The sequence below is a fragment of the Nocardia sp. JCM 34519.1 genome (assembly GCF_020361265.1).
Lineage (GTDB): Bacteria > Actinomycetota > Actinomycetes > Mycobacteriales > Mycobacteriaceae > Nocardia > Nocardia arthritidis_A.
This window is the reverse complement of the sequence record NZ_JAIRBR010000011.1, coordinates 114,858-136,689: the sequence shown is the minus strand read 5'-3', so window position 1 is coordinate 136,689 and position 21,832 is coordinate 114,858. Positions and strand designations below refer to the sequence as shown.

The window sequence follows — 21,832 nt, the reverse complement described above, 5'->3', positions numbered from 1 at the left end:
CGCTATGCCTCTCGACGGGCGCTGTCGGCGCTCGCCGATCGTGGTCGGGCGCGAGGCACGCCTTGACCATGCCGCCACGGCATACCGGACGGTGTCGTTCGGGGGCAGGAGATATAGGAGTCGAATTTTCATGTACGACGTCATCGTGGTCGGCGCGCGTTGTGCTGGTTCACCATTGGCTATGCTGCTTGCTCGCCGCGGGTATCGGGTGCTGGTGGTGGACCGGAATGCTTTTCCCAGCGACACGCTCTCCACGCATTACATCCATCAGCCGGGCATCGCTCGGCTGCGCGATTGGGGTTTGCTGGACAAACTGGTAGCCACGGGCGTACCGCCGCTGCGTCGTTGGCATGCCTCGCCGACACTGTACGGATTCGCCGAGGTCGAGGGTGTCACCGAGACCTACGCGCCACGCCGGACCGTGCTGGACGCGCTGCTGGTCGATGCCGCGCGGGCCGCCGGTGCGGAGGTGATCGAGAGGTTCACCGTCGCCGGCCTGATCTGGGATGGTGGTCGGGTCGTCGGTGTCCGAGGCTCTTCCGCGAACACCGGCGAGCAGGACTTCCGTGCGTCCTTCGTCGTCGGCGCGGACGGCCGCAATTCCACCGTCGCCGAACTGGTCGAAGCCGAACACCACCGAGTGGTACCGTCCTCCACCTTTTGCTCCTACACCTATTACGAGGGGCTGGACTGGGAGCCGCAACTCAGGCTCGGATCCGATCCGCAGATGTTCGGCAGTTGGCCCACTAACGACGGCCGACACCTGGTCGTTGTCATGCGCCTGCTCGACCGATACTCGGAGTTCCGCGCCGATGTCGCAGGCACCTTCCAACAGGCGGTCGATCAAGTCCTGCCGGAGTACGGCGCCCAGCTACGCGACGCCGAGCGTGTCGAACCGTTCCGCACGCTTCGATATCCGGACAACTACTACCGTCGTTCCGCCGGTCCCGGTTGGGCACTGGTCGGCGATGCTGGTTATCACAAGGATCCGCTGACAGGGTGGGGCATCTCCGACGCGCTGGTCTACAGCGAACTGCTTGCCGACAGACTGCACGCGGGTCTGTCCGGCGAGCAACCCGTCGACGAGGCGGTGCGCGAGTACGAACGACTCCGCGACGAACGCACTACCGACACCTTCGATTCCACCTGCACGCGCGCGGAGATGAAACCCTCACCCCTGCACCGGGCCATACTCGCCGCCGCCGGCGGCAGTGAGCTGGGGCGGAACCGATACTTCACCATGATCGGTGGCGGCATGAAAAGCGCCGAATTCTTCGCCCGGGACAATATGCAAGCCCTGTACGACGCGGCAGGCACGCCCGCCGCCGAGCGTCTGTTTCCGACCGAATCGTGCTAGGAGAAATCTGCCGTGCGCATCGGCACTCCGCTCGACTATCAGCAGGCCGGTTCGGACGGAATGTCGCTGGCGATAATGCGACTATGAATCCCGACTACTGCATCGATATTCCACCCGGCTTCGACGATTCCGACGAGGACTCCCAGGTTCACCCCATAGCCTGCCGACAATTCTCTGCCGGCACCGTCGCAGAAGTGTTCGGGAAGGCACAGCAGTGGATCAGCAAGCACAATGTTTTCCTGATAGACGTCTCATGGACCTGGGCATACGGCGAGCCGGAGCCGTTCATGCTGGCCGTCTACTTCAACTTCGAGGGTCTGGAAGAGGAGGAGCCCGCCGGGGCCTGACATCGTGGTTCGCATCGAAATGCTTCTGAGCGCAGCGGCTTTCGACGACCAGCTGGTTGCCGAACTGACCGCGCTGATCAATCGGGTGTACGAAAACGCCGAGGCGGGGATATGGATGGACGGCGCCGCCCGCACCACGCATGCGGAGGTGGCGGATCTGGTCGCGGCGGGTGAGATCGCGGTGGCCCGCGATTGGGCGGGGGTGCTGGTGGGCTCGGTGCGGATTCAGCGGCTGGGCGACGGGCTCGGTGAATTCGGCATGCTGGTCGCCGCACCCGATCGGCGTGGTACCGGTATCGGGCGCGAGCTGGTCCGTTTCGCGGAACGGCGCGGCGCCGAAAACGGTGCTCACACTATGCAATTGGAACTTCTCGTGCCGAGGGATTGGACCCATCCGGCGAAGAAGTTCCTCGACGAGTGGTACACCCGCATCGGCTATCGCGTCGTCCGCCGCGGTGCTCTCGAAGACGACTATCCGCACCTGGCCCCGCTGTTGGCCACACCCTGCGACTTCATGATCTACCACAAACCGCTGCCGGAACGTCATTCCGTATTCGGCGATTGATGGGAATCATCCTGTGGCACAAGGCTGTTCAGCTCGTCGGTGTACAGCAGAGCCGGGTCGAACCGCATTCCGGTGAAGTGGCCGGCGAGCTCGAGGGACAGGACGCCGTGGGTTCGGGTCCAGAACGACAGGGCGCGGTGCAGGGTGGTGGTGGGCACGGAATCGTCCGGGGCCCAATGGCGGTGGTGTTCGAGGTCGGCGTCGAACGGTGTCGCCTTCTCGTCGACGGGCTGGGCGTCGAATGCCTCGATCAACATCGCCATGATCTCCTGGGTGATCGCGACGGTGTCGGCGGGTGCGTGGTAGCCGGGGATCGGTGTGCCGTAGATGAGGAAGTATCGCTGCGGGTTGGCCAGCGCCCATTCCCGTGCGGCGTAGGCGAGTCCGGCCACGTCGGCGCCGGAATCCTTGGCCGTGTGGAGGGTGTCGGCCAGGCTGCGGTAGGAGTCGCGAATGAGCGCTGTGATCAACTCGTCGCGGTTGGCGTAGTACCGGTACAGGGCCGGGCCGCTGATGCCCATGTGCTTGGCGATCGCATTGAGCGACAGTGCGGACGGACCGTCGGTGGCCATCTGTTCCCAGGCGCACTGCTTGATTTCGGCCTGCATCTGCTCGCGATAGCGCTCGCGTGGACTCTTCACCGGTGTGCCCGTCATCGCTCCCCCCTTTGTCTCACTGCCCGGTCTCCGGGTTAGAGGTTATCACTCTGGTTGTTGCCTCCAACCTGGTCTTGTTATAGCTTCTAACTTAAGTAAGAAACGATAACTACAGCCTGGTCGGCTCAGCGACAAGGAATGCGCAACCGTGACTGACAACCACTCTTCCGACACGCCGGACACGCAATCCGGCGCATCCGACCGCCGCGAACGGACAACCCTGCTCGGAATCATCCTGGTCGCCGCGATCAGCGGTACGCCACCGTCCCGTATGTCATCCACCGTTGCTCGTCGACGCGCGTCGTGACCCCACGTTCGCCGAGCCGGGACCGCCACTCCGCGGTCCGTCACGGGCTCAGAGCCGGGGCTTCGCCATGTGGACGGCACCGCTGATGTGGTTCGGCGAGAGCGGGTCCGGCGCGGGGAGAAGTCGGTAGCCCGCGTTCCGATACATCCGGATGTTGCGTTCACTCCGGGCGCCGGTGAACAGGATGAATCGTTCGATGTGTGGGGGAGCGAGAGTTTCGATCAGGCGCAGCAGCTGGGATCCGGCTCCGCGGCCGGTCAGGTCGGGCGCGACCATGAGTCGGCCGACATGCCAATCACTGCCTTCGACCTGGCCGCGTACCGCGGCCACCAGACGTCCCTGTTGCCGCACCACCAGAGTCGTCGAGGTGGTCGCCCACGCCAGTACCTCGTCATGGGTTTCCCGAAGCGGGGGGAGGTCGAGCATATCGTTGAGTATCGTCTCCGGAACCCAGCAACATCGTTGCAGGACAACGAGTTCGGCGAGATCGTCCGCGGTGAACGCGGACAGTGCGGAGTCGGCGAGCACGCTCGACAGTGCGTCGCGGGGGAGATCGATCCGGTTCGGCGACTGTGCGGCCATGAGTGGTTCCCGATCAGTGGTGCGGATGGACGGTGCGGCGACTGCGCGCGGGGCACACGGCAAGTGCAGACCGTGCCGCCACGGCACGGTCAAGCCGCGGCATTTCGAGAGAAGCTGCGTGACGTCGTCAACTCGACTTCCGACTTCGCGTGCGCCACAAGCATATTCACCTACTCGACGACGGGTCTTGACCATGCCGCAGCGGCACAGCCGACAGTGTCATCCGAGCATCCGAGCGCACGGAAAAGGAATGAGACGTGATGGGATTTCGCTTCGGAGTCAATATGGGGTTGCCGACGCTGTTTCTCGCGGCGGAAGCCACCGAGCGAATCGGGTTGGGCACCTTGGTGTTGAACACCCCGTTCTACAATCCGGTACTGCTGGCCCGCGACATCGCCGCACTCGACCAGTTCAGTGGCGGCAGAATCGAATTGGGGTTGGGAGCCGGATATGTGAAAGACGAGTTCGACGCCGCGGAAATCCCGTTCCTCGGCGCGGGCGCCCGCATCGATCACGTCGAGCAGACCGTGCTCACCCTGCGCAAGCTCTACGCCGACCCCGGATACCAGCCGGCGCCCGCGCGACCGGCAGGACCGCCGATCCTGATCGCCGGATCGGGAAATCGATTGCTACGCATGGCCGCTCACCACGCCGACGTGATCGGCTTGCCCGGCGCCGACTTCACCGAATCCGGGCTCATGACCGCCGCCGGCGCCGACCGGCTCGCCGAACGCGCCGAGTACATTCACGGACTGCTCGGCGACCGTCGCGATCGAGTGCAACTCAACCTCCAGCTCTGGGCGGTGGCCACCCCGTCGGAGCGCGGCGCTCTCGGTGATCGGGTGCGTCGGTGGCTTCCCGGATTCACCGACGATCTGATCGGCGCCGCACCCGCTGTCATGGCGGGCACACCGCAGCAGATCGCCGACAGCGTGCGCGAATGCCGGCAGCGCTACGGCATCACGTATCTCACTGTGCTGGAACCGGATATGGACGCATTCGCGCCGGTCGTCGAACTGCTGAAGAATTGAAGTGGCCTCTCGCCCTGGCGGCGGTTCTCGTTCTGGCCGCAACCGCCGTGATCAGTTCGTGTGCGGACGGCGCACCGAAATCCGCCACCTGCCTGCAGGCGCTGCTGGATCGGCTCGTACGCGACGCCGGTGTCCCCGGAGCGCAATTGGTGCTCACCCGCGACGGTCGTGATATTCGGCTCACCAGTGGTGTGGCCGACACGGCCACCGGAGCCGCCTTTCCCGACGACGCCCGGGCACGAATCGCGAGTAATACCAAGACTTTCGTCGCATCGGTCGTGCTGCAATTGGTCGCGGAGCATCGCGTGGAGCTCGACGCACCCGTGGCGCGCTACCTTCCGGGCGTCGTCACCGGTCCCGGCGGTGACGGCGAACGGGTGACCGTCCGAAATCTGTTGCAGCACACCAGCGGAATTCCGGATTACCTCTCTCGAATGGATCTCGACTCCGTCGAAGCGCTCACCCGAAACCACTCGATCGGCGACCTGATCCGGCTCGGTCTGGATCAGCCCGCCCCGTTCTCTCCCGGCACCGGCTTCGAGTACTCCAACACCAACTATCTGCTGGCCGGACAACTGATCGAACGGGTGACCGGCGTGCCGGTCGATGTCGAAGTGGCCCAACGGATTATCGGCCCATTGGGTCTGCACGATACGTATTGGCCTCGATACCCGATCGACAGTGTCATCCGCGGCCCCCACCCGCGCGCCTATCTCGAGTCCGACGGCCGCCGCGTCGACATCACCGATATCGACCCCAATGGTGGTCTGCCCGACGGCGCCATGGTTTCCACCGGCCACGACCTGAATCACTTCTTCATCGACCTGCTCTCGGGCACGGTGGTACCGCCGCCGCAGCTGGCCGAGATGCGGCGCACCATCCCCGACCCGGACTCACCGGATCGGGTCGGATTGGGGCTGTTCGGCAGGACCACCGGCTCCGGTGTCGAAACGTGGGGTCACGGCGGGAGCATCCCCGGCTTCTACACCGCCGGCGGCGCTACCCGCGACCTCGCGGTGACGATCATCCTGAATCAGGTTCCTACCGAGTCGAACCAGGGCGTCGACGATGTCATCGACGCCCTCGTCGACGAGGCCACGCGTCCGTAGATCCAGCTGTGGTGGCCGAATTCCACAGTCCGGTCAGTGTTCTGCGCCGGAGCTCGCGGCCAGCAGTTCGGCGAGGCGGCGGAGCACATCGAGCTGGACAGGGGTGTACAGCTCGTTCAAGGCCAGGCCGATCGTTTCCGTGGCGACACGTGCCCCGCGCGGCGCCCCGACGGTGAGGTCCTTCAGATCCGGATGACTACTGAACAGCTGCCGGACGAGCCGGGCCAGATGCTCCGCGCATTCACGCCGGACGCGCTCGTCGGCATCGGCGGGCAACCGGCCGAATTCGGTGACCGCGGGGTGTGTGAAATAGGCCTGCAGCATGTCGGCGTAGGTGGCCAAGGTCGTGGGGCTGAGCACGCGGGTCAACACGACGGCGAGCGCACGGTCGGCAGCGGAGAGGTCCACTTCGACGGCGGCCGCGGCCAGTGGCGGCGGTAGGTCGGTCGGCGTGGCCTGACTCAGGCTCAGTGCCAGTTCGGTGCGGATCCGTTGCAGCCGTTCGACGGTCGCGGCGAGTTCGGCATCCAAGGTACGCAGCGCCTGTTCGGGATGGTCGGTCATATCGCCCATCTCCGCGATGCACGCCAGCGAGAAACCCAGATCGACAAGGCGTTTGATCCGCAGCAGCCGCACGAGGTGCGGCACACCGTAGAGCTTGTAACCGTTGGACCGCCGCTCGGGCTCGGCCAGCAAGCCGATCTCGTGATAGTGCCGCACGGCCCGCACGCTGGTGCCGGCGAGATCGGCGATCTCACGCGTACTCCAAGGCATAACAATCCCTCTTCCAGAACCCCGATCCGCCCGCCGAACCAGCAGACACTGTGTCGCCACGGCACAGTCAAGTCAACAATTGGGCCCGCCGGCGTGCATGTGCTTCCGCGCCCAGGACTCGAAGTCGGTGAGTGTGATTCCGAGTTCGCGCGCGAACTGCGGCCTCGCGGGCTGGCCTACCTTGTTCAGCCAGTCGTGGGGTGGGCCTGTCCCGGCGGCGAGGGCCTGCTCCTCGGTCGTATCCGGCGCGGACAGGCGGGTGCCCAGGGCACGCGAAAGAACCTCGGCGATCTCGATCATCGACAGGTAGTCGCTCGCCAGCTCCAGCTCGACCCTGTCGAACCGTCGAGGATCGACGACGGCCGCGGCGGCGGCGCGGCCGATATCGTCCACCGCCACGAGAGACAGCCGCGTCTGCGGCCACACCGCGGCCACCAAACCACCCGCGATATCGCGGGGGAACATGTACGCCGCGGACGGTAGGAAATTCTCCATGAAAAAACCTGGCTTCAGGAGTGTCCAATACGGGAACCCCGCGGCCCGAATTCGTTCCTGGACGGCGGTTTTGGCTTTCAATCCCGGGCCCGGTTCCATTACCAGCAACCGCCCGTCGGCCCGGCCGGGCATCCAGGAATGTCTGCTCGCGCCGCTGACCGAGGTGTGCACGAACTGCGCCACCCCGGCAGCCTTCGCGCCCTCGATCAGGTTGACACCCTGAACCACCTCCGCGTCGAAATCCATTCCCGCCGCGGTCATTTCGGGCGTCTGCACGGAGAAGACGGCCCGGACGCCTTCGGCGGCCCGGACCACCGAATCGCGGTCACGCAGATCACCGACGACCAGTTCCGCGCCCAATGCCTCGATCGCCCTGGCGCGATCACGGTCACGTACCAGGGCGCGGATGGGAACACCCGCGGCGAGCAAAGCCCTGGCGGTAGCGCCGCCCTGCCTGCCGGTCGCACCGGTGACCAGGACGGGCGCGAAAATCTCGGCCACCATGCTCCTTCGAAATGGCACAGGCTCTTCCGTCAGAAGATGGCGAGCGGGTTGACGGGCACGCCGCTCGCGGCGCCGAGCCTCGGCGGCGCGGCGACGAACAGGAACGTGGCCCGCCCTTCCTCGGCACAGGCGACCGCCAGCTCGGCGGGGTCTGCTACGTCGATCAGCGGCATTCCCAAGCGGGCCAGGGCGACTCGGTGCAACGGACCGGGTACGCGAGGATCGACCGGCGGGCGCCCGTCGCCGATATCACCGGCGTAGACGGCCACGTCGTGCCGGTGCATCCAGGCGACGGCGTCGAGGGTCAGGCCCGGAATACGCCGGTCGCGGCTGGCCGCATAGTCCCAACCGCCACGCACCACCAGCGCGTCCCCACTACGCACCCGCACCCCTGCCCGCACACACGCCCGCTCGAGCTCCGCGCCGGTCACCCCGTGGCCGTCGGGCAACGAGCCGTCAGCGGCCAGATCGACCAGGACCCCGCGGGTCACCACGCCGTCGCCGAATATCGCGGTGGACCCGTGCCGGTAGCCCTCCGCGCCACCGGCCTGCTCCAACGCGATCCCCGGGTACACCCGGCCGTCCACGACCTGATGTACCAGGGAATCGAAGTGTGTCACCTCGGGATGGTGCGTCATCATGATGACCAGTTCGGCCGTGCCCAGCGGGGAGGTACCGGTGAACAGCCCCGCCTGCATCACCCCGATCGAATCCGCGCCCAGCGGCGCACCGGGCCCGGCGACCAGGGGTGACGTCGGCATGGGCCGCGAGATCGATACGGTTCGCCCGCTGCGCGCCTCCGCGACCGCGGCGGCCCGGACTTCGGCGGTGATCAAGTTGAGGGTGCCCCGCTCGTCGTGCTCGCCCCATCGCCCCCAATTGGTCGGCAGGTCTTCACTCGCTGTCACCGCAGTCTCCACATCAATTCATTGCTCCCGGAAAATGTTTCAGCGCGGCTTCGCTCTCGCATGAGAACGCTCGCCGACAGGGAGCGCACACCCTGCCGCCACGGCAGGGTCAAGTCACGCGAACGGGGCTCGGCGCTACGACTCGTGGCTCGGAGACCGCATGAGGCATATCGACATCGACGGTTTCGCCGACTGCCGATATCCCGGTGGCGCGAATGAGTTTCCGCGCAAACAGCAGCCCGAGTGCGATGCGATCACGAATGACCTGATGCCGGAGATTTATCGAATCGCCGCATCCGTGGACCCGGAACCGTCCGAGTGCTGGCGCGATGACAGATCAGGGCTGGCCGGTCGGATTCTTGCGCTCGATGGCGGCTTTCATTGCGTCCAGGCCGATCAGGTTGTACGGATGACCCAGCGTCCGCATCAGCGAATTCTCCGTCGGCCGGTATACGCCGTACTTGTGGTAGACCGCGCCCTCGTAGGTGTCGACCACACCGCCGTCGGGGGACGGCTTGCCCAGATACCGGTACCACTTGGTCTGGTTCTGCTGCATCTGTGCGCCGGTGTAGGTCGATGCGTTGGGTTGGCGCGGCTCGGGCCCGGTATAGGTGTCGTCGGGATAGTCGTACTCGTCGGCCAGGCCGCCGATGGAGTGCCCGAGCTCGTGCAGCACGATTTGTCCCGCCTTGACGTTCTGGCCGGACGATGTCGCGACCCGCCCGCCCGCGCCGCCGTACTTGGTGGTGTTGGCCAGCGCGATCACCTGGTCGGCCGCGGGCGCGAGCCCGGCGAACTGCAACGCCTTGGTCTCGTTGACGCACAGCAGGCGCTCGATGCCGTCGCACCAGAACGTCATTTCCAGGGCGGTGTTCCGGTGTGTGCCCTGCGGATCGTTGGAGACGCCCGACTCCTGGGACACCACGTCGACCGCCCAGACGTCGAAGGAGTTCTGTTCCGATTTGAACGGTTCGACCTGGATCATCTCGTGCCACCGGTTGATCGCATCCTGCTGGTATTTGCCCAGCTCATCCGAGGTGTACCCGTCACCGACGAACACCAGATCGAACCGCTTCCCGGCCGGGCCGGTCACCTGGATCGGTACGACGTCGGCCTGCACGGCGGATCGCGGCGCGGGAAGTTCGTCGTGGACGGGTGTGACAACACGGCTGATGGTGCCGTCCTCCGAGAACACCTCCCGCTCCTGCTGCGCGGTGGCCGATCCGGGAGCGGCGGACAGTCCGGCGATGGCCAACGCACAGACACTGATCATGGACAGACGTCGTAACAAGGGCATGGCGGAACTCCTGGAGTGATTCACGAATCCGATCCGGACGGCGGCGGCGTGCTGTATGCCGGTGTGCCGAATTCTCAGTCAAGGAACCACATTTGGATGATGATCTCGACTGGGGGGTAGTGGGGAGGCTCCATTTCCGCGAGGGTCTGCAGCTCGTAGGCGCCGAAGCCCACCCTGACGACGCTACCGGCTGGAACGGCGCGTCGAGTGACGGGTTCGGCCATGCTGGCGAGGTTGGCCAGAGTATTGCGGAAGTTTCGGTAATTGCCGTGGATTGGAAAAATTACATCGCGGCACCTCGGGTAGCTAATGTGGGCGTGCTTTCGGGGTCGTTGGATGCGTGCGGCGGAAATCGCTGGGCGGGTGGCCGGTCCAGCGCACATAGGCGCGCCGGAATTCGCGCACATCGCCGTATCCGGTTTCCGCGGCGATCTGGGTGACCGTCAGAAGCGTCTCCTCCAGCAGGATCGCCGCACGCCGTTGCCGCACCCGGTCGCGAATATCGTTGAATCGCTCACCGGCGGCGTTCAACTGCCTGCGCAGGGTTCGCTCGGTCAGACACAGGCGGTCGGCGACCTCGACCATCGTGATCTGGCTCCGCAGGTTCTCGGCCACGATGGCTTCGACCGCCGCGACCACGTCCTGGCGGGCGTTACCGTCATCCAGAAGCCGGTAGCAGGCTTCGACGGCTGCGAGCCGGTTTGCCTCGTTGCGCGTGGCGATCTTCCGCTCGAGCATTCGGGTGGCGAAGCTTACTTCGTTGGTCGGAGCGTCGAATACCACCGGGCAGCGGAATATCCGCTGATATTCGGCGGTATAGTCCGGTTTCGGGTAGGCGACCGTGATTCTTGTCGGCGCGGCGTCCTCGCCGAGCAACGACCGCGAGAACAGGGTGGCGGCGGATAAGAATTCTTCGCACAGGAACGGGAGAAGCTCGGGGTCGGCCATGCGCTCCTGGAGTTGCACCGTGGTCGCCTCCCCGCTGCCCGTCACTTCGAAGTTGAGCAGGCTGCCGGCGCATCGGTGCAGCTCGAGTGCCAGATCGAGGGCTTCGGCGGCGGTCTTGCAGGACCGGATCGCGAAACCGAGCAGACCGAACGCGTCGCGGGCATCGCGCGCACCCACCTGCAATCCCAGCGGTTCGCCGGGGAACGTGCGCAGTGCCCGCCGGATGACCGTGGTGGCCTGCCGGAAGGACACCCTGGCGTCCGGAGTGGTCAGCTGGTCGGGCGACACGCCGGTGCCGGCGAACCATGGGCCGACGTCGTATCCGCGTTCGGCGGCGACGGCGCGCAGCCGGGCCAGGATCGTCGGTGGGATGGTGGCCTCACACAGTTCGGAGTCACGGATCTCCATCGGAACGCCTCCTTTCTCGCGTTCGGCACCTGCGCCGCTGTCCGGGAAGCAGGAGGAGATCTGAGGTAGTTGGCCAGCGGCTGGTTTGCTGATGTCGTCGTGTCTCTGGTTCGACCATCGTTCGCGGTGTCTTTGTCCAGGTCAAGACACTCCATGTAGATAGCCGAATATTCGCTGATAGATGATGGCCTCGAAGATCGCGAGATCCCTGCGGTCCGGGCATGCGGTGTAGAGGCATCGATGACGTCCGGTGATGGCGGCGAGGGTCGCAACGGTCAATACGGGGGAGTGGCGGACAGATTCAGTGGGTGGGAATTCATGTGCTGCCGCCTACTGCATTTCCAGTGGAAAAGATATCGACCACGCTGTCCGGTGAAACCCCGATCTGTCCGGTGCTGCCCTGCCCGCGAGAACTGCGCGACGGATATGTTGACGAAATGAAATCAGCTACTTATTAGCAATTTCATCTGAAGTTGCGGTTGTCGACAGGCTCAACGCTATTTTCCGAAATTTACCGGGCTCGTGGGCAATCGGCATCTCCGCAGCGGCAGGAGTCCTATTTCCGATCGTCGGCACAGGCGATTACGCGAAATTCCTGTCGCGATCGGATTCCCGATCCAGAAATGAGCTGGATCGTCACTGAAACCGGAAGGTTGTGATCGCATGAGGATCAAGAAGTTCATGGTTACATCGCTTCTCGCCATCGCGGCAACCGGCATCGCGTCCACCGTGGCACACGCCGACCCCGCGGCGGCGTCCCCGCTGAGCGGTACCGACCAGGGGATCGCGTACACCACATCGCTGGCCGACAACCAGATGGGTGTGACGACCCATCTGACCGGCGGGTCGTTCGCGGTATCGAATGGTCAACTGGCCGTGCGGAACTCCGACGGCGTAACGGTCGAGCACGCTCCGCTGAGCTATCAGGTCGCCGGGCGCACGGTCAGCTTGACGCCGCAGGTGAGCGCGGACGGCAGCACCCTGACCCTGGGTACCCCGGAGTGGAACGCCCCGGTCAACGGCGCGACATTCGACAACGGCATGCGTGATGTCGTGATGCCGCAGGTGCGGGCCAGTCTGCCCGGTGAACACCAGGTCGGCCTGCTCGGCGCCTCGGCGGGTGCGATCATCGGCGTCGCGGTCGGCGCCTGCGTCGGCTTCGCATTGGGCCTGCCGTTCTTCGTCGTCGGCGCCATCCCCGGCATGTTCATCGGCGGCGCGGTCGGCGGTGCGATCGGCGCCGTGGTCGGTGCCATCGTGCTCTGACGATCAATTGGTGAAAACGCCGACGTCGTGCGGGCTGCGAACCATTCGCAGCCTGCACGCCTGATCCAGGCATTGTCCGTCCGAGCCCTCGCTTCCGATGCTGGTTGAATTCCCGGGCCGAACCAATCGTCGACGCGGTGAGCTTCGCGAGGCCGATCCGGGCACCCGTACTGCTGTATCAGCTGGGGGACGCCGGCCCGGATCCGCCGATCCGACGATGCATCGATCCGCATCTGCACTCGCCGAGCTGCCCGGCTGCTGAAGATTTCCAAGATACGGTGTGTGCCTGGTTTGTGTGACAGGTCGACCGTCACAATGATCCGCTGATAGTAGGCCGACCGACCATAGGAGACATCGATGCGCCATACGTTGTTGCGCGGTACCGGCGCGGTTCGGCTGACTGCCTTGATCGTCACGGTCGGCGTTGTGCTCGTCGGCTGCGGGCATTCGGCGGCGCCGGCGCAGAGCGGTCGGGGGACGCTGATCGTCGACTTCGTGAATCAGCCCGGGCTGCCGGCGAACTTCCGGACCACCGGCATGCCACTGGGGTCCGACGGCGGGTCGGCTCCGAGTGTCGCCGGACTGGCCGAGCTGCACGAGTCCGGGAGCACCGCGCCATCGGCCGAGGGGTTTCGCGCCATACAGGAGACGCTGCCGCCGGGACGGCACATCGACGTGGATTTGCGCCAGGAGACGCACCTCTATGTCAACGGGATGGTCGTTTCCTGGTACGGCCCCGGCGACGACGCGAATATGGGTATGAGCAAGCAGGCCGTGCTGAACTTGCAGGACCAACGGGCGCGACAACTTCGCGACGATCGCGAAATCACTTTCGGTGGTCCGCACGGCAAGCCGGTACCGCCGATCACCGGCCCCCGCACCGTACAGACCGAACAGCAAGCCGCCACCGAAGCCGGGATGGAGTACGCGTATTTTCCGGTGCCGGACCGTCACATGCCAGATCCGGGCACGGTCGACGATTTCGTCGCCTTCGTGCGCGACCTGCCGCCCGACACCTGGCTGCATTTCCATTGCCGGGCGGGCCACGGCCGGACGACAACCTTCATGGCCCTGTACGACATGATGCGCAATGCCAAACAGGTGCCACTGGCCGATATTCTGCGCCGTCAATACCTCATCGACCCGCCCCACGCGGGTACCAAAGGCGCGGCGAACCTCGAAAAGGAATCCGCCGTACACCCATTTGTCGACCAGTTCTACCAATACGTCCACGACAACAATGACGACTTCCGGACGCCATTCACCGCCTGGTTGAAAGCCCACTCCGGATAACCGGCCGTCTGCAAATCTATGCGCCGCGTCGTCCGATCAACGGTTACCAGCGGAACAATCTGCTCGATCAGCCGATCTGCGGGTGGATCGCGCCCAGCCCTCGCGCCAGATCAGGGATGACGTGGTGCTCCCACGCCACCAGCGTCACCCCGTGCCTACCGGCGAGGTCGTGGCCCAGCCGCTGCACGTCTGCCGGGGAACTGTACGAAAGGTTCGGCTGGCTGCTCCCCAATCGTGCGTACGCAAGCGCTTAGACGGGTGACGAGGCGAGGCCGAGAATGGTTGCGGTTTCGTCGATATCGGCTATGTCGAGATCGAGGCTGCGGGCGAGGGCGACCGTGCGCTCTACGAGGGGTTGGTTTCCGGGGCTGAGTTCGCCCTTGCGCAGGTAGAGGGCGTCTTCGAGCCCAGCGCGGGCGTTGCCGCCGAGGGCGAGGCCGATGGCGGTGAGTTCGAGGTTGCGGCGGCCGATCGCGATGACCTGCCATATGGCGTTGTCAGGCAGGCGGCGGACGAGGGTGAGCAGGTTGTCGGGGGTGGCGGCCATACCGCCGGTGACGCCGAGGACGATGGAGAATTGCATGGGTTCGTCGTCGAGCAGGCCCTCGTCGCGCAGGCGCAGGCAGGCGTCGAGGTGGCCGGTGTCGTAGATTTCGAGTTCCGGTTTCACGCCGAGTTCGCGCATGCGGGCGGCGAGGCGGCGGACGTCGGCGGGCGGGTTGCGGAATTCGGCGTTGCCGAAGGTCATGCTGCACGGGTTGAGGGTGGCCATGGGTGGCCGCAGTTCGACGAGCGCGGCGCGTTGTTCGAAGGGGACGTCCAATCCGACGCCGGTGGACAGCTGGATCAGGATGGGGCAGCGTTCGGCGATCAGATCCATTGTGCGGCGGGCGATGTCGAGATCGGCCGTGGGCCGGTCTTCATGATCACGCACATGAATGTGGGCCACGGCGGCACCGGCCCGGTGGGCGTCGGCGACCGCGTCGGCGATCTCCTCGGGTCGGGTGGGCAGGTGCGGGTTGTCGGCCTTCGACGCGATCGGGCCGGTGGGGGCGATGGTGATGACGACGCTCATGGGTTTCCTTGGGGGAGTTCAGGATTCGATGATGGCGACGGCGCGGGTCCAGCCCGCGGACGCGGCGTGGATCTTGACGGGGAAGCAGGACACCTGAAATCCCTTGGCGGGCAGGCTTTCCAGGTTGTGCAGCTTTTCGAGGTGGCAGTAGCCGATATCGCGCCCTGCGCGGTGGCCTTCCCAGATGACGGCGGGGTCGCGATCGGCGGCGAAGCGGGCGGCGGTGTGGACGAAGGGGGCGTCCCAGCTCCAGGCGTCGGTGCCGGTGAGCCGTACGCCGCGGTCGAGCAGGTAGAGCGTCGCTTCGCGGCCCATGCCGCAGCCGGCGGCCACGTAGTCGGGGTGGCCGTAGCGGGTCCCGGCGCGGGTGTTGACGATGACGATGTCGAGCGGGGACAGCTCGTGCCCGATGCGGTCGAGCTCGGCGGCGACATCGGCGGCGGTCGCGACGTAACCGTCGGGAAAATGCCGGAAGTCGAGCTTCACCGCCGGTTGCAGACACCACTCGAGCGGGATTTCGTCGATCGTGATCGCCCGCGCGCCGCCGTCCATGGTGGAGGCGTAATGGTAGGGCGCGTCGAGGTGAGTGCCGTTGTGGGTGGTGATCTGGACTCTTTCGATTGCCCAACCTTCCCGGTCGGGCAGGTCATCGACGGTCAGGCCGGGAAAGAATTCGACGAGCTCGTGCGCTGTCTGGGTGTGGTCGCAGTACTCGATGTGCGGCAGATGTCCGGGGGGATCGGAGGCGATTCCGGCCTGCAGGGGAACCGAAATATCGATCAACGTGCGCATGGTGCTCCTTCGCCGATCACAGTCCGTCGGTGCTCGCGAGGGTCTGTGCCAGCCAGGCCAGAATCACCGGAACGACTTGCGGCAGTTCGGATATCGCGCAGTGTCCGGTCCCGGGGATGAGGTCGGCGACAGTGTTGCGGCGGCCCTCGAACACGAGCGTATCGTGCTTCGGGACATGGACATCGTCGGCTCCGTTGACGACCAGCATCGGGGCGTTGCGGTCCTGGTCGAGCATTGGGCGCAGGGAGAAGGACGAGAAGCGTTCGGCGAGTTCATCGTCGGTGGGAGTTCGGTCGAATCCCAGTGCGTTGCCGATGATTCCGCTCATACCGAACCGGCTCGGCACGCCGCGAGTGAAGGCCTCCTCGACCGGCCCGCCCAAGACGACGGCGGCGTCGACCTCGCCGGTCAGTCCGGCGCGCGCGGCGAAATGCCCGCCCATCGAGATGCCCAGATGCGCGACCACGCCGTTGCCGAGCGTCCGGGCATGCGCGATCAGCCCGCTGATGATCTGTGCGCCGCCGATGGCGCTCATCGGCACCTTCGATTCGCCGGTGCCGGGAATGTCGAAGGCCAGCACCCGAACTCGCAGCTGTTCGGCGAGCGTCACCAGGATGTCGTGCACGTCCATTTTCCAGGTGTCCACCCCGCCGCTGGCGATCACGACCGGTGCATCCTCGGGCAGGTCGAACGGGGCGAGCACGTGCACCGGGACCGCGGTCGTGCCGTCCCGATACGGGAGGTTCAGGATCTCGCGCCGGAAGTCCACACCGAATTCCGGTGCGGCGAGCCGGTATTGCGCGAGCTGATTCGCCAACGCGGCGCGCCCCGGCTCGCCGACAACGGCAGGGAATTTGGCCCACCCGTAGGCCAGCGCGGCCTGCCGATGCTCGCCTGCCGCGGCGTAGGACTCGGCGAGTTTCGACCATTCGCGGGCCCATCCGCCCGGCGCGTCCGTCCACATGTCGGTGATCGCGGCGCGCACCGCATCGACATCCGGCACCGGCAAGCCGGTATTGATCATCTGCGGATATCGCTCCTCGAACAGTTCCCGCACATCCAGTGGCCAGAGATACGACATGGCGTCTCCTCGGTATCAATTAACGCATCAAAACTGCGTTAATTGGCGACGGTACAACCGAGAGTGCCTTAACGCAATAGCGCTGCGTTAAGATGGATGGATGGATCGACAAGCGTCAGATGGACAGGTCCGGCGCAGAACAGGCGGCCGGTCCGCACGGGTTCGCGATGCCGCGCTGCGCGCCACGCTAGAGACCGTCGCCGAACACGGCATGGCCGCCGTGAGCATGAACGAGATCGCGCGGCGAGCCGGTATCCACGGAACCTCGATCCAGCGACGGTGGGGCACCCGCGAGAATCTGATCCTCGACGCCCTGCTCGACTACAGCCGCGAGCAGCTCCCGATCCCCGACACCGGAACGCTGCGCGACGATCTATCCGCCTTCGCCCGCTCGATCGCGGCCTACCTGGCCACACCGCTCGGCGAAGCCCTGGCCCGCGCCCTGGCGACGGCCGACGACGACCAGATCCTGGCAGCCAGCCGCGCCGAGTTCTGGCGCACTCGATACGACGCCGCGCGCGTGATCATCGACCGCGCCGTCGATCGCCATGAACTACCCGCCGGGACCGACACCGCCCTGGCCCTCGAATTCCTCGTCGCCCCACTGCATTTCCGCAAACTGCTCAGCAGGCAACCCATCGACGACGAACTGATCCGGCGACAGGTCGACATCCTCGTCCGAGGTTTGGCGCCGGGCGTCGATCACGGGTAGCCCAGTGCGGCCATCTGTTTCGCCATTCGCTCGGCGTCGTCCTGACGGTGTTGGCTCTGGAACAGCTCCAGGGCCTCCTGCCAGACGGCCAGCGTTCGGTCGGGCCGACCCAGGGCTTGGTAGGTGTGACCTATCTGATCGAGAGTGGCCGTCAACCCGAACTCCATACCGAGTTCGCGGTCGATCGCGAGGGCCTGCTGGTAATAGGTCAGGGCATTGGCGTGATCGCCGGTGTGGTGGGCGATGTAGCCGAGGGTATCCAGCGTCATCGCCTCGCCGAGTCGGTTGCGGTGACGTCGGCACAGCTCCAGCGCTGTGGTGGCGTCGGTGCGGGCGCGGTCGTAATCACCCAGATGGGCGAAAAACCATGCGACGCTGTTGAGTTCCTCCCCCTCCCAATCCGATCGGCCGAGGTTCTGAAACAGCCGCAAGGCATGGGCGGCGTGCTGGAGTGCCCGGCGCGGATCGCCGTGGCACATATCCCAGTAGCAGCCGAGAAGATGGTGGGTATGGGCCTGGCCCGCCAGATCGCTCGTCTGCTCGTCCAGCGCGAGAGCCTGTTCGAGATGTTCGCGCATTTCCTCCCACAGCCCGACCGTGCTGCAGGCTTGGCCGAGGAACCGGTGGGCATGGGCCTGGGCGATGGGGTCGCCGAGCTCGTCGGCCGCGGCCATACCTGCCCGGCAGACGGCGAGATCGGCGGACAAATGGCCGCGCTGGCAATGGAATTGGCGCAGAGTCGATGCCAGCTGCCATACGGCCTGGTGCAATCCTAGGGTGATGGCCAGTTCTTGGGCCGCGGTCACATTGAGATGCTCGGCATCGAACCACGCGAACGTGGCGGTGTGATCGGGTAACGGGCGCGGGTGACAGCCCGGCGATGGGATGCCCGGCCGGAACAAAATCCTGGTCGGCCGTAACAGCCGGTCACCGGCGTATGCGGTGTGCAGATAGAAGTCCACCAACCGTTGCCCGCACTGCCGTCGGCTGTCCGGAGTTTCCTCGGCGAGCATGGTGGCATGCGCGTGATCGCGCAGCAGATCGTGAAAACGGTAGCGACCCGGCCGGGGCTGCTCGAGCAGGTGGGCGTCGACCAGACTCTCCAGCAATCGCTCCGCGGCGTCGAGGCCGATCGCGGCCAGGGACGAGGCCGCCCAGATGTCGATATCCGGGCCGCGTACCAGGCCCAGCAGGCGGAACACCCGCCGCTGCTCCGGATCGAGATGCTGGTAGGACAGGGTGAAGGCGGCGGCTACGCTGCGGTCGCCGACCGCCAGTTCACCGAGCCGACGCTGCTGATTACGCAACCGGTCGAGAAGATGCCGCACGGTCCAGGCGGGCCGGGCGCGGAGCCGGGAAGCGGCCAGCCGGATCGCCAGCGGCAGCTGCCCGCAGAGCGCTGTCACCTCGGCGACCACGGTGCGTTCGGCGATGCCGCGAGCGTCGTCCACGATCCGGATGAACAGGCCTATCGCCTCCTCGGCGGACAGCACGTCGATGGAGAGCGCACGCGCGCCCTCCAGATCGGTCAGCCGCCGTCGGCTCGTCACCAATGTCACGCAGGTGCCCGCGCCTGGGAGCAGTGGCCGGACCTGACTGCTGTCGGCGGCATTGTCCAACACCAAAAGCATGCTGTGCCCGGCGGTTTCGGCGCGCCAGAGCGACGCACGCCGGTCCAGCGTGGCGGGGATGATCTGACCGGGCACGCCGATCGCGCGCAGGAGAGCGTCCAGCGCGGTCATGGGGTCTAGGGAGTCGTGCTCGCTGTGGCCGCAGAGGTCGATGTACAGGTGAGCATCGGGGCAGCGATCGGCCAGCCGGTGCGCGGCGTGGACCGCGAGGGCGGTCTTGCCGACACCGGCCATGCCGTCGATGGTGACGACTCCGCCCGTGGTGGCATTGTCGTCGCCCTGACCGAGAACGGACATCAGGCGGGCCAATTCCGGTTCGCGCCCAGTGAAATCCGGTATGTCCCTGGGAATGTCTTTACGGCCGATTTGTCTGGTGGGTCGCTCTGTGGTCGGAATCGGGGAGCCACGCAGGATGGACTGATATTGCTGTTGAAGCTGTGATCCGGGGTCGACGCCCAACTCCTCGGCCAGCCGGACGCGCAAGTCGTGGAATACCTGCAACGCCTCGGCTTGTCGGCCGTTGCGGCGCAACACATCTATCCACTGGCCGAGCAATCGTTCATCCAGCGGGCGTTCGGCAACCAACGTGGGCAGCACGCCGATCAGCTCCGGATGCCGCCCTGCCCGCAGCATCCGGTCGATCCACTCGCCTTGCACCGCAATATGTTCGGCCTCCCATCGATCGGCCACCTCGGCGAGCCATGGGCTGTCCAACCCGGAAAACGGTGTACCACGCCATAATTGCAGCGCCTGGCCGAACAAGTCGGCGGCTCGAACGTCATCGTCGACCCGGCGCGCGTCCTCGGCCAACCGCCTGAAGTGGTATACATCCACAGCCGCCGGGACTGCCTCGATCACATAGCCGCCCGTCCGACGGCGTAGGGGCACATCTACCGTCTCCAGCACGCGACGCAACCGAGATGCGTAGCCGCGCACGGTCTCTCGCGCTCGCGTCGGCGGGCGTTCACCCCACAACCGATCGATCAGCACGTCCACGGATACCGGCCGGCCGACCTCGACCAGTAGCACGGCCAGCGCCGACCGCTGCCGCGCATGTCCCAGATCGATCGGACTACCACCGACCACCACTTCGACGGGTCCCAGCACACGGAACGTCGCCACTACGCCACCCCTCGATCGATGGACCACGATCGCGCCTTTACCAGCGAATTCTACGTTCCCACAACGATTACGCGCGAGTGAACGCGCACTCTCTGATCACCTGTCGATTCGGCGAGAGCTATCGCGGTTGCGTCACGCACAGCGTGGCGGCCACGATTCGGAGAAGGCGAGGGGGATTCAGCATGTCGGCAAAGCTTATGGTGCGGCCACGGATCAAAGAAATCTTCGGTGTCCTGCTGCTGGCTCGGAGGATTCGTCTCGACGCGGGCGAGGGGTGCGTGTCCGAGATCGATGATCCCGAGGGCAGGTATCGCCGGCTCGTTGTGCTGCTGGATGGCAGCAGGACGATCGGACATTTGAAGGACGAACTCCGCGATGTACTGACTCCCCCGGAAGTCGATAACGCTCTCCATGAACTCGATGAATCCGGATATCTGGAGGATGCGGTGGAGCCGCATTATCCGGATATGTCCCGAGATGAATTGGAAGGCTACCTGGACAATCTGGACTTCTTCGATATTCTCGGTCCGATGGGCGAAGCCAAGTATTGGCACCAGCGCTCACTGAAGCAATTGCGCGTCGGATTGATCGGCATGGGAGATATCGGGTCCAACGTTGCGATCGCGTTGGCACAGTTGGGGGTAGGTGTAGTCAGAGCGGTGGACTTCGACGAAGTCCAGTTGAGTGATCCGAATGGACAAGGCTCGTATTCGACATCCGTTGTCGACGAGGCGAAGGCAGGCGTCAGCCGCCTTCGCACCGGATTCGATCCCGATACCGACTTCGCCGCGTCCGCCCGCCGGATCCGTTGGGCGGAAGACGTGGCCGATTTCATCGATGACGCCGCACCCCATATCGTTTGCTGCGTTGCCGACAATCTCGACGGCTGCATCAACCGGTGGGTCAACAATGCTTGCGTTGATCGCGGCATCATCATGATCGCCGGCAGCGTCGCAGCGGGAATCGGCTATGCATATTCCGTCACGCCCGGCCGTTCCGGGTGCTACAACTGCCTGGTTGCCGCGAAGCGTGCTCCGAAATTCTTCCAAGAACTCGGCTGTATCCGAAGTGGCGATTTCAACGCCGCGAACGGGGCGGCAGGCATGTTCCATGCCTACTTCCTGGTTTACGAAATATTGCGATCGACACTGGGGATCGCCGCGCCGCTGACCTTCAACCGGCTCTTCGAAATAAATTTCGCCACATTCGAACAACATTTCACCGAGTTCCGGAAACTCGGCCACTGCAAGGTATGCGGCGCGGCGAGTGCCGCCGCAGATGATTGTTCGTGATCGCTAGCCGGGTAGCTCGGCGCGGCGCAGGGAGCGGGTGCACACGCGCCGCCACGTCGGTCCGGGCCACGCCCGCGGGGATGAGCCCTCTATCTCTGAAACCCGTTGCGGGAAGGGCTAGTCCACCCCGCGCCCGCGGGGATGAGCCCTGCTCGGGATCCATCACGGTCGCGGTGTGGGCGTCGACCCCGCGCCTGCGGGATGAGCCCCGGGCTGGCCCTCTGTTAGCCCACGCCGGTGAGTTGTGCATGGTTCGTCAGGAAATCGAGCTAACTGACCG

Annotated in this window: 21 protein-coding genes; 10 read left to right on the top strand and 11 right to left on the bottom strand. The window is 65.4% G+C overall.

Annotated features, from left to right (window positions below; genetic code table 11):
• Positions 1-130: 130 nt before the first annotated feature.
• From LGY53_RS25520 to LGY53_RS25510, 3 genes are all read left to right on the top strand, one after another.
• Positions 131-1,357 carry an NAD(P)/FAD-dependent oxidoreductase gene (locus LGY53_RS25520; RefSeq protein ID WP_225729248.1) on the top strand — a complete coding sequence of 409 codons (1,227 nt, stop codon included), beginning with the start codon at positions 131-133 and terminating at the stop codon, positions 1,355-1,357.
• A gap of 83 nt (positions 1,358-1,440) precedes the next feature.
• Positions 1,441-1,704: a hypothetical protein gene (locus LGY53_RS25515; protein WP_225729247.1), complete on the top strand. Its 264-nt coding sequence runs from the start codon at positions 1,441-1,443 to the stop codon at positions 1,702-1,704.
• Positions 1,705-1,723: 19 nt separating this feature from the next.
• Entirely contained in the window at positions 1,724-2,269 is a 546-nt protein-coding gene (locus LGY53_RS25510) for a GNAT family N-acetyltransferase (protein WP_225729246.1), read from the top strand.
• On the opposite strand, the gene LGY53_RS25505 is transcribed toward LGY53_RS25510, so the two are convergent.
• Positions 2,248-2,925 (bottom strand): TetR/AcrR family transcriptional regulator, encoded by a 678-nt coding sequence (locus LGY53_RS25505; RefSeq protein ID WP_225729245.1) that lies wholly within the window; start codon positions 2,923-2,925, stop codon positions 2,248-2,250. The two genes, LGY53_RS25510 and LGY53_RS25505, sit on opposite strands and share 22 nt — an antisense overlap.
• 355 nt (positions 2,926-3,280) lie before the next feature.
• Positions 3,281-3,814 (bottom strand): GNAT family N-acetyltransferase, encoded by a 534-nt coding sequence (locus LGY53_RS25500; protein WP_225729244.1) that lies wholly within the window; start codon positions 3,812-3,814, stop codon positions 3,281-3,283.
• A 260-nt stretch (positions 3,815-4,074) separates the two neighbouring features.
• On the opposite strand from LGY53_RS25500, the gene LGY53_RS25495 reads away from it, so the two are divergent.
• On the top strand, positions 4,075-4,845 hold the full coding sequence (locus LGY53_RS25495) for a TIGR03621 family F420-dependent LLM class oxidoreductase (protein WP_225729243.1): 771 nt from the start codon (positions 4,075-4,077) through the stop codon (positions 4,843-4,845).
• Entirely contained in the window at positions 4,842-5,954 is a 1,113-nt protein-coding gene (locus LGY53_RS25490; protein WP_225729242.1) for a serine hydrolase, read from the top strand. The genes LGY53_RS25495 and LGY53_RS25490 overlap by 4 nt, the downstream gene beginning before the upstream one ends.
• 33 nt (positions 5,955-5,987) lie before the next feature.
• Here the strand turns inward: LGY53_RS25490 and LGY53_RS25485 are convergent, their stop codons facing one another.
• The 5 genes from LGY53_RS25485 to LGY53_RS25465 form a co-directional block, all read right to left on the bottom strand.
• The gene (locus LGY53_RS25485; protein WP_225729241.1) at positions 5,988-6,728 is read right to left on the bottom strand and encodes a MerR family transcriptional regulator; all 741 of its coding nucleotides are present in this window, start codon (positions 6,726-6,728) and stop codon (positions 5,988-5,990) included.
• Positions 6,729-6,800: 72 nt separating this feature from the next.
• A complete protein-coding gene (locus LGY53_RS25480; protein ID WP_225729240.1) occupies positions 6,801-7,727 on the bottom strand; it encodes an NmrA family NAD(P)-binding protein in 927 nt (308 codons plus the stop codon).
• A gap of 29 nt (positions 7,728-7,756) precedes the next feature.
• A complete protein-coding gene (locus LGY53_RS25475; protein WP_225729239.1) occupies positions 7,757-8,635 on the bottom strand; it encodes a cyclase family protein in 879 nt (292 codons plus the stop codon).
• A gap of 337 nt (positions 8,636-8,972) precedes the next feature.
• Positions 8,973-9,932: a M64 family metallopeptidase gene (locus LGY53_RS25470; RefSeq protein ID WP_225729238.1), complete on the bottom strand. Its 960-nt coding sequence runs from the start codon at positions 9,930-9,932 to the stop codon at positions 8,973-8,975.
• Positions 9,933-10,238: 306 nt separating this feature from the next.
• The gene (locus LGY53_RS25465) at positions 10,239-11,288 is read right to left on the bottom strand and encodes an AraC family transcriptional regulator (RefSeq protein ID WP_225729237.1); all 1,050 of its coding nucleotides are present in this window, start codon (positions 11,286-11,288) and stop codon (positions 10,239-10,241) included.
• Between the two features lie 308 nt (positions 11,289-11,596).
• Between LGY53_RS25465 and LGY53_RS25460 the strand changes: the two genes are divergently transcribed.
• The 3 genes from LGY53_RS25460 to LGY53_RS25450 all read left to right on the top strand — a co-directional run bounded on the left by LGY53_RS25460 (position 11,597) and on the right by LGY53_RS25450 (position 13,847).
• On the top strand, positions 11,597-11,746 hold the full coding sequence (locus LGY53_RS25460; protein ID WP_225729236.1) for a hypothetical protein: 150 nt from the start codon (positions 11,597-11,599) through the stop codon (positions 11,744-11,746).
• Positions 11,747-11,969: 223 nt separating this feature from the next.
• A complete protein-coding gene (locus LGY53_RS25455; RefSeq protein WP_225729235.1) occupies positions 11,970-12,554 on the top strand; it encodes a hypothetical protein in 585 nt (194 codons plus the stop codon).
• A 357-nt stretch (positions 12,555-12,911) separates the two neighbouring features.
• Complete coding sequence (locus LGY53_RS25450) at positions 12,912-13,847, top strand: hypothetical protein (RefSeq protein WP_225729234.1); 936 nt, start codon at positions 12,912-12,914, stop codon at positions 13,845-13,847.
• Between the two features lie 250 nt (positions 13,848-14,097).
• Here LGY53_RS25450 and LGY53_RS25445 read toward each other — a convergent pair whose 3' ends face one another.
• Genes LGY53_RS25445 through LGY53_RS25435 form a run of 3 tightly spaced genes read right to left on the bottom strand, consistent with a single transcriptional unit; the run spans position 14,098 to position 16,795 of the window.
• Positions 14,098-14,922 (bottom strand): 3-keto-5-aminohexanoate cleavage protein, encoded by an 825-nt coding sequence (locus LGY53_RS25445; protein ID WP_225729233.1) that lies wholly within the window; start codon positions 14,920-14,922, stop codon positions 14,098-14,100.
• An 18-nt stretch (positions 14,923-14,940) separates the two neighbouring features.
• Complete coding sequence (locus LGY53_RS25440) at positions 14,941-15,714, bottom strand: cyclase family protein (RefSeq protein ID WP_225729232.1); 774 nt, start codon at positions 15,712-15,714, stop codon at positions 14,941-14,943.
• A 16-nt stretch (positions 15,715-15,730) separates the two neighbouring features.
• The gene (locus LGY53_RS25435; RefSeq protein WP_225729231.1) at positions 15,731-16,795 is read right to left on the bottom strand and encodes an alpha/beta fold hydrolase; all 1,065 of its coding nucleotides are present in this window, start codon (positions 16,793-16,795) and stop codon (positions 15,731-15,733) included.
• A 100-nt stretch (positions 16,796-16,895) separates the two neighbouring features.
• Here LGY53_RS25435 and LGY53_RS25430 point away from each other — a divergent pair, with 100 nt between their 5' ends.
• Entirely contained in the window at positions 16,896-17,507 is a 612-nt protein-coding gene (locus tag LGY53_RS25430) for a TetR/AcrR family transcriptional regulator (protein ID WP_225729230.1), read from the top strand.
• Here LGY53_RS25430 and LGY53_RS25425 read toward each other — a convergent pair.
• Positions 17,498-20,260 carry a BTAD domain-containing putative transcriptional regulator gene (locus LGY53_RS25425; protein WP_225729229.1) on the bottom strand — a complete coding sequence of 921 codons (2,763 nt, stop codon included), beginning with the start codon at positions 20,258-20,260 and terminating at the stop codon, positions 17,498-17,500. The two genes, LGY53_RS25430 and LGY53_RS25425, sit on opposite strands and share 10 nt — an antisense overlap.
• Before the next feature lie 182 nt (positions 20,261-20,442).
• Here LGY53_RS25425 and LGY53_RS25420 point away from each other — a divergent pair, with 182 nt between their 5' ends.
• Positions 20,443-21,552 (top strand): ThiF family adenylyltransferase, encoded by a 1,110-nt coding sequence (locus tag LGY53_RS25420; RefSeq protein WP_225729228.1) that lies wholly within the window; start codon positions 20,443-20,445, stop codon positions 21,550-21,552.
• Positions 21,553-21,832 lie beyond the last annotated feature (280 nt).